Below are 230 nucleotides of genomic sequence, written 5' to 3'. Positions count from 1 at the left end.
ATGTCATACACGTAGAAGCCGTAGTAGCCCTCGGGGAATCCTTCGAAGTTCGATTGAATACCCGAACCGCACAGCTCACCTTGGATTGCTACCGCGCGCTCCAGCGTCGCCAACTTTTCGAGGACCTGCTCTTCGCGCGCCGTTTTCCAGAACTGGTTGCCTTCAGTCTCCACCAGATCGAGGTTACGCGAGCACACACCAGCCACAAATTCAGGGAGGTTGCCCTCTGC

Annotated in this window: 1 protein-coding gene; it reads right to left on the bottom strand. The window is 56.5% G+C overall.

Going from position 1 to position 230, the window contains the following annotated elements; all coding sequences use genetic code 11:
- Window positions 1-230, bottom strand: a 230-nt coding sequence (locus tag AC1RPW_RS08750) for an RNA ligase family protein (protein ID WP_481769573.1), incomplete at both ends; no start/stop codon positions are given.

This window comes from Dellaglioa sp. CoH-55-MRSF-8, assembly GCF_056782195.1.
This window is presented reverse-complemented; position numbering and strand designations above follow the sequence as displayed.